Origin of the sequence: Streptomyces phyllanthi (assembly GCF_009377205.1) — a bacterium.
Lineage (GTDB): Bacteria > Actinomycetota > Actinomycetes > Streptomycetales > Streptomycetaceae > Streptomyces > Streptomyces phyllanthi.
On record NZ_VJZE01000509.1, the window covers coordinates 1 to 6,214 of the forward strand.

The 6,214-nt window shown below is 70.9% G+C and carries 7 protein-coding genes; 5 read left to right on the top strand and 2 right to left on the bottom strand.

Features of this window, described 5'->3' with window-relative positions:
* The 3 genes from FNH04_RS39485 to FNH04_RS39495 form a co-directional block, all read left to right on the top strand.
* Positions 1-852, top strand: an 852-nt coding sequence (locus FNH04_RS39485) for an AIM24 family protein (protein WP_194236966.1), incomplete at its 5' end; no start/stop codon positions are given.
* Between the two features lie 11 nt (positions 853-863).
* Positions 864-1,544 carry an AIM24 family protein gene (locus tag FNH04_RS39490; RefSeq protein WP_152790870.1) on the top strand — a complete coding sequence of 227 codons (681 nt, stop codon included), beginning with the start codon at positions 864-866 and terminating at the stop codon, positions 1,542-1,544.
* A gap of 16 nt (positions 1,545-1,560) precedes the next feature.
* The gene (locus FNH04_RS39495; protein ID WP_152790872.1) at positions 1,561-2,316 is read left to right on the top strand and encodes an AIM24 family protein; all 756 of its coding nucleotides are present in this window, start codon (positions 1,561-1,563) and stop codon (positions 2,314-2,316) included.
* Between the two features lie 62 nt (positions 2,317-2,378).
* Here the strand turns inward: FNH04_RS39495 and FNH04_RS39500 are convergent, their stop codons facing one another.
* Both FNH04_RS39500 and FNH04_RS39505 read right to left on the bottom strand, forming a co-directional pair.
* The gene (locus tag FNH04_RS39500; protein WP_322725187.1) at positions 2,379-2,900 is read right to left on the bottom strand and encodes an NUDIX hydrolase; all 522 of its coding nucleotides are present in this window, start codon (positions 2,898-2,900) and stop codon (positions 2,379-2,381) included.
* Positions 2,897-4,375, bottom strand: a complete 1,479-nt coding sequence (locus FNH04_RS39505) for a zinc-dependent metalloprotease (protein WP_322725189.1) — start codon at positions 4,373-4,375, stop codon at positions 2,897-2,899. Before FNH04_RS39505 ends, FNH04_RS39500 begins: the two co-directional genes overlap by 4 nt.
* Positions 4,376-4,567: 192 nt before the next feature.
* Between FNH04_RS39505 and FNH04_RS39510 the strand changes: the two genes are divergently transcribed.
* Both FNH04_RS39510 and FNH04_RS39515 read left to right on the top strand, forming a co-directional pair.
* Entirely contained in the window at positions 4,568-5,677 is a 1,110-nt protein-coding gene (locus FNH04_RS39510) for an SDR family oxidoreductase (RefSeq protein ID WP_322725190.1), read from the top strand.
* 45 nt (positions 5,678-5,722) lie between these two features.
* Positions 5,723-6,181 carry a molybdenum cofactor biosynthesis protein MoaE gene (locus FNH04_RS39515; protein ID WP_152790878.1) on the top strand — a complete coding sequence of 153 codons (459 nt, stop codon included), beginning with the start codon at positions 5,723-5,725 and terminating at the stop codon, positions 6,179-6,181.
* The last annotated feature ends 33 nt before the right edge of the window (positions 6,182-6,214 follow it).

Sequence of the window (6,214 nt, forward strand, 5' to 3'; positions counted from 1 at the left end):
AGCGCACCCCTGCCGCCCGGCTACGGCCAGCCGCAGGCGCCCCAGGCACCCACACCGCCTCCGGGCTACGGCCACCAGCCCCCGGCCGCGCCTCCCGGTTACGGTCAGCAGCCGCCGTACGGCCAGGTCCCGGGCCAGCCCGGCGCCCCCGCCCAGTACGGCGCGCCCCAGGGCGCCCCGCAGGGCGGTGCCGGTGTGGCCGCCGCGCTCCAGCAGTTCAAGGAGACCCCCACCGGACAGCGGTGGACCCAGCAGAACAAGAAGCTCGTCCGCGTCGACCTCGGCGCCGGCGGCGACCAGGCCGTGCTCGCCCGCCAGGGCAGCATGGTGCTCTACCAGGGCAAGGTCGATTTCAGCTACAAGGGCGCGGGCTTCGCCGGCCGGATCGTGGGCAACGCGACCGGCCAGGAGATGCAGCTGATGCGCTGCTCCGGCCGGGGCCAGGTGTTCCTCGCCGAGAACTCCACGATGCTGCACCCCATCGAGCTCCAGGGCGACGCGATCTGCGTGTCCGCGGAGAACGTCCTCGCCTTCGACGAGACCCTCCAGTACGAGGTGCGCAGGATCGAGGGACACGGCATCCCCGGGGGCGCGCTGTTCACGATGCAGTTCCAGGGGACCGGCACGATCGTCGTCAAGACGCACGGTGCCCCCGTCGTGCTGCCCGTGACACCCACGACCTTCGCCGACTGCAACGCCGTGGTCGCCTGGTCCGCCGCCTCCCAGGTGATCGTCTCCAGCCAGGTGCGGATGCGCCGCAACGCCTACCCCGGGGACACCGGAGAGAGCGTGAACCTCCAGTTCCGCGGCGCGCCCGGCAATTTCATCGTCGTCCAGCCGTACGAGGTCTGAGGGAGCCCGTCATGAACCAGCCGCTCGCGGGCTTCGCTCCCGCTCCTGTCACCGCACGCATGGAGAACCACGGCAACCACATGCTGAAGGTCGCCATGCAGACCGGCAACGACCTCCTCGCGCGCGTGGGCTCGATGGTCGCCTACGAAGGGTTCGTCCAGTACGAGCCCAACCCGCCCGCCGTGCGCCAGATCGCCAAGGACTGGCTCACCGGCGAAGGCGCGCCCCTGATGAAGTGCCACGGTGACGGCCTGCTCTACCTCGCCGACTACGGGGCCAACGTCGTCGTGATCAACCTCAACGGGGACGCCATCTCCGTCAACGCCACCAACCTGCTCGCTTTCGACGCGCACCTGACATGGGGTGTCGAGCGCGTCAAGGGACTCGCCAAGTTCGCCGGGCAGGGGCTGTGGAACACCAAGATCTCCGGGCAGGGATGGGTCGCGCTGACCTCCCGGGGCAAGCCGATCGTCGTCGACTGCGGCGGGGGTGAGGACGAGACGTACGTCGACCCCGACGCGCTGGTCGCCTGGTCCCCGAACCTCAAGGTGAAGGGCAAGCGCAGCTTCAGGGCGCAGTCGCTGATCGGACGCGGCAGCGGCGAGGCATACCAGATGGCCTTCTCCGGACAGGGCATCGTCGTCGTCCAGCCCAGTGAGGACAGCACCGACCGCCTCCGAGTCCGGGGCTGAGGGGGAGCGACACACCATGCAGAGCCCGATTTTCGGCTACAACGAGCAGCAGACCCAGGAGCGCTGGGGCCTGCAGAACCAGCAGATGCTGCGCGTCGCCCTGGAGGGGCACGACGACATCCTCGCGCGCAAGGGCACGATGGTCGCCTACCAGGGGCTCGTCGAGTTCGACGCCGAGTTCCAGAACAACAGCCAGCGGCGCTCCCGCGCGCGCACCGGCGAGGGCCTCGACCTGATGCGCTGCCACGGGCAGGGGACGGTCTACCTCGCCAACCTGGCCCAGCGCGTGCACGTGGTGGACGTGGAGCAGGACGGCCTCACCGTCGACAGCAGCTACGTCCTGGCCATGGACTCCTCGCTGCACCACGAGGTGATCGCCGTGGACAGCCAGTACGGCATCTCCGGTTCCGGGAAGTACCAGCTCAACATCACGGGCCGCGGCAAGGTCGCCCTCATGACCTCGGGCATGCCCCTGATGATGCACGTCACGCCGGACAAGTACGTCAACTGCGACGCCGACGCCATCGTGGCCTGGTCCACGGCCCTGCGCGTCCAGATGCAGGCCCAGACGCACTCCTCCGGAGTATGGCGCCGCCGCGGCAACACGGGTGAGGGCTGGGAGCTCAGCTTCATGGGGCAGGGCTTCATCCTCGTCCAGCCCAGCGAACTGCTCCCGCCGCAGAACGCCCAGATCGGCTCGGGCCTCGCGGCGCACTACGGGATGGGCCAGCAGGGAGCCCGGGGACAGAACCAGGGCAACGTCTGGAGCTGAGCCCGCGGACAGCGTGAAGTAAGGGGTGGTCGTCCAGGCGGCCACCCCTTACACGTCACGCCTCAGAGCCTGGCCCGCGTCGCCTCCAGCAGCCGTACGACCGAGTCGTCCGCCACGTCAGCCACCTCGTCGTACGGGAACCAGCGCAGGTCGAGCGACTCGTCGCTGATCTCCTGGACCGCGCCCGACGGCGCCAGCACCGCGTACTGGACGTCGAAGTGCCAGTGACACGGCGGCGGAATCGGGTGGCGGTCCAGCCTCAGCGGGCCGCCCGGCAGCAGCGTCAGTTCCGCGATGCCCGACTCCTCCGTGGCCTCGCGCAGGGCCGCCGCCGCCAGAGTGCCGTCCTCCGGCTCGCAGTGGCCGCCCATCTGCAGCCACTTGCGCAGCTTCTTGTGGAGCGTCAGGAGGACCCGTCCGCGCTCGGGATCGATCACCAGGGCGCTCGCGGTGACGTGCCCGGCGTGACACGCCTTCCACATGCCGTCCGGATGCGCCTCCAGATGATCGAGATACGCCTGGCGCAGCTCTTCCTGCTCCTCGTACCCCTTCAGGACGAGGACCGCGTCGTCGTACAGGCTCACTCGGTCTCGTCGCCCCTGTCGTCGTCGCCCCTGTCGTCGTCGCCCCTGTCGTCGTCGACGCCCTCGACGCCCTCGTCTTTCCTCTTCAGATCCTGCTTCCCGGCGGAGCCGCCCGCCGCCTCGCCGAGCATCTTGTCCAGCTCGGAGAAGTCCAGCTGCTCGCGATGCACGAAGCCGTCCGGGTCGTCCAGGTCGGAGGCGTTGGGCAGCATGTCCGGGTGGGACCACAGGGCGTCCCGGCCGTCGACACCGCGCGCGTCGGTGAGGGAGGCCCACAGACGGGAGGCGTCCCGCAGACGGCGCGGGCGCAGTTCCAGACCGATCAGCGTGGCGAACGTCTGCTCGGCCGGGCCGCCCGTGGCGCGGCGACGGCGCAGCGTCTCACGGAGGGCGTCCGCGGAGGACAGACGGGTCTTCGCCGCCGCGTGGACCACCGCGTCCACCCAGCCCTCGACCAGCGCCAGCGCCGTCTCCAGGCGGGCCAGGGCGGCCTTCTGCTCGGGGGTGTCCTCGGGCTGGAACATGCCCTGCTGGAGCGCCTGCTGGAGCTCCTCCGGGTTCTGCGGGTCGAACTGGCCGACCACGTCCTCGAGCTTCGTCGTGTCGACCTTGATCCCGCGCGCGTAGCCCTCGACCGCGCCGAACAGGTGCGAGCGCAGCCACGGCACGTGCGCGAAGAGGCGCTGATGGGCTGCTTCGCGCAGGGCCAGGTAGAGCCGCACCTCGTCCTTCGGCACGCCCAGGTCCTTGCCGAACGCCTCCACGTTCACCGGAAGCAGCGCGGCACGCCCGGCCGGGCCGAGCGGCAGGCCGATATCGGTGGAGCCGACGACCTCACCCGCGAGCACGCCCACGGCCTGCCCGATCTGCGTACCGAACATGGCTCCGCCCATGGAGCGCATCATGCCGATGAGCGGGCCCGCCATGGCCTGCATCTCCTCGGGCAGCACATCGCCCATGGCCGCGCCGACACGCTCGGCCACGGGGTCGACGAGCTCCTTCCACACCGGCAGGGTCGCCTCGACCCACTCCGCGCGGCTCCACGCCACGGCGGAACCCGCGCCCGACGGCAGGGACGTCACACCGTCCAGCCACAGGTCGGCCAGGCGTACGGCCTCCTCGACCGCGGAGCGCTCGGCCGGGCCCACACTGGAGTCCTTCGTGCCGTCGGAGGTGCCCTGCGAGACCGTCTGGCGGGCGATCTGCTTGGCCATGTCCCAGTTCACCGGGCCGCCCTCGTACGAGAGCATCTGGCCCAGCTGCTGGAACGCGGCGCCCAGGTCGCTGGGGTTCATGGAACCGAACATCGCGGCGAGCGGATTGTCGGCGCCCGGCCCTCCGGCACCGGGCAGCCCGAAACCGAACGGGTTGGCCGGTCCCTGACCACCACCGCTCTGCTGGTCCTTCTTCTTGCCCTCGTCGCCGTCGTCCGGCTCCTCCGGCGGAAGGCCGAATCCGAATGGGGTGTCACTCACGGGATTCCTCGGCTGGTAAGGCCGCCGGTTCTCTCCGACGGCGCGGCTGCCCGACATCACCACCCAGCGTAGACACCAAGGCCGGTTCGGGCCTCAGTGCTTCGCCGGCTCCCGGGCTGCGGCAGGATGGATGCCACCTGGTACGGACGCGTCACGCGCGTGCGTACTGAAGACAACCGCTGGAGACGCCCGGTGAGTTCCCCAGATCCGCAGGTTCGCGCAACGCGAAACCACTCAACCAGCCCAGCCGTGCGCGGGCCAGTCGTCGCGGTCACCGGCGCCGCGTCCGGGGTCGGCGCGCTGCTCACCGAGCGGCTCGCCGCGTCCGACCGGATCAAGCAGGTCATCGCCATCGACGAGCGGCGCGGCGAGTGCACGGCGGCCCAGTGGCACGTCCTGGACGTACGGGATCCGGCGATCGCGGACAAACTGCGCGGCGCGGACGTCGTCGTCCACCTGGCGGTCGACCTGGACCTCGGGACCGACAGCGCGGCACGGACGGCGTACAACGTCCGGGGGACGCAGACCGTGCTCACGGCGGCGGCCGCGGCCGGGATCCACCGGGTCGTGCTGTGCACGTCCGCGATGGTCTACGGGGCCCTGCCGGACAACGAGCTGCCGCTCTCCGAGGACGCCGAACTGCGGGCCACCGCCGAGGCGACCGGCGTCGGTGACCTGCTGGAGATCGAGCGGCTCGCGCGCCGGGCCCCGCGCGCCCATCCGGGCCTCAATGTCACCGTCGTCCGTCCGGCCGTACTCGTCGGGGGCACCGACACGGCGCTGACCAGGTACTTCGAGTCGCCCAGACTCCTCGTGGTGGCGGGGTCGCGGCCCGCCTGGCAGTTCTGCCACGTCGAGGACCTGTGCAGTGCCCTGGAGTTCGCCGTCATGGAGAAGGTCGAGGGCGAGCTGGCCGTCGGCTGCGACGGGTGGCTGGAACAGGAGGAGGTCGAGGAGCTCAGCGGGATCCGCCGGATGGAGCTGCCCTCCGCGGTGGCGCTGGGCGCGGCGGCGCGGCTGCACCGGATCGGGCTCACACCGTCCCCGGCCGGGGACCTGGCGTACACGATGTACCCCTGGGTGGTCAGCGGCAGCCGGCTCCACGACGCCGGGTGGCGGCCCCAGTGGACCAACGAGGAGGTTCTCGCCGAGCTCCTGGAGGAGGTCGCGGGACGTCACACCGTGGCCGGGCGCAGGCTGGGCCGCAAGGACGCGACGGCGGCGGGTGCCGCGGGTGCCACGGTCGCGCTGCTGGGTACCGCCGCGCTCGTGCGCAGGGCTCGCAAGGCGCGGCGGCGCTGAGACCGCTGTTCCGCGTTGTCAGTGCCGTGGGGCACGATGGAAGGCATGGCACCCAACAACGATCACCCCGGTGAGCAGGCGGCGCAGGATCCGATCAGGCTGATCGGTATCCGGGAGAAAGCGCTCTCCGTGGACGAGGTCTTCCGGGCCGTCGGAGACGACGCGGCGGGAGGCACGGCGCTGTTCGTGGGCACCGTGCGCAACCACGACGGTGGTGCCGATGTCGACGAGCTGGGCTACTCGTGCCACCCCAGCGCCGAGGCGGAGATGCGGCGCATAGCCGAGAAGGTCGTCGCCGAGTTCCCGGTGCGCGCCCTTGCCGCCGTGCACCGGGTGGGGGACCTGAGGGTCGGGGACCTCGCCGTCGTCGTGGCGGTGTCCTGTCCGCACCGCGGCGAGGCCTTCGAGGCCTGCCGCAAACTCATCGACGACCTGAAGCACGAGGTTCCGATCTGGAAGCACCAGACGTTCTCGGACGGCACCGAGGAATGGGTAGGCGCGTAGCGCCTCGTTGAGGGGTGGTGGTCGGGCGACGGG

Coding starts and splice junctions, on each gene's coding strand:
- FNH04_RS39490 (WP_152790870.1), top strand. CDS start 864: ATGAACCAGCCGCTCGCGGGCTTCGCTCCCGCTCCTGTCACCGCACGC.
- FNH04_RS39495 (WP_152790872.1), top strand. CDS start 1,561: ATGCAGAGCCCGATTTTCGGCTACAACGAGCAGCAGACCCAGGAGCGC.
- FNH04_RS39515 (WP_152790878.1), top strand. CDS start 5,723: ATGGCACCCAACAACGATCACCCCGGTGAGCAGGCGGCGCAGGATCCG.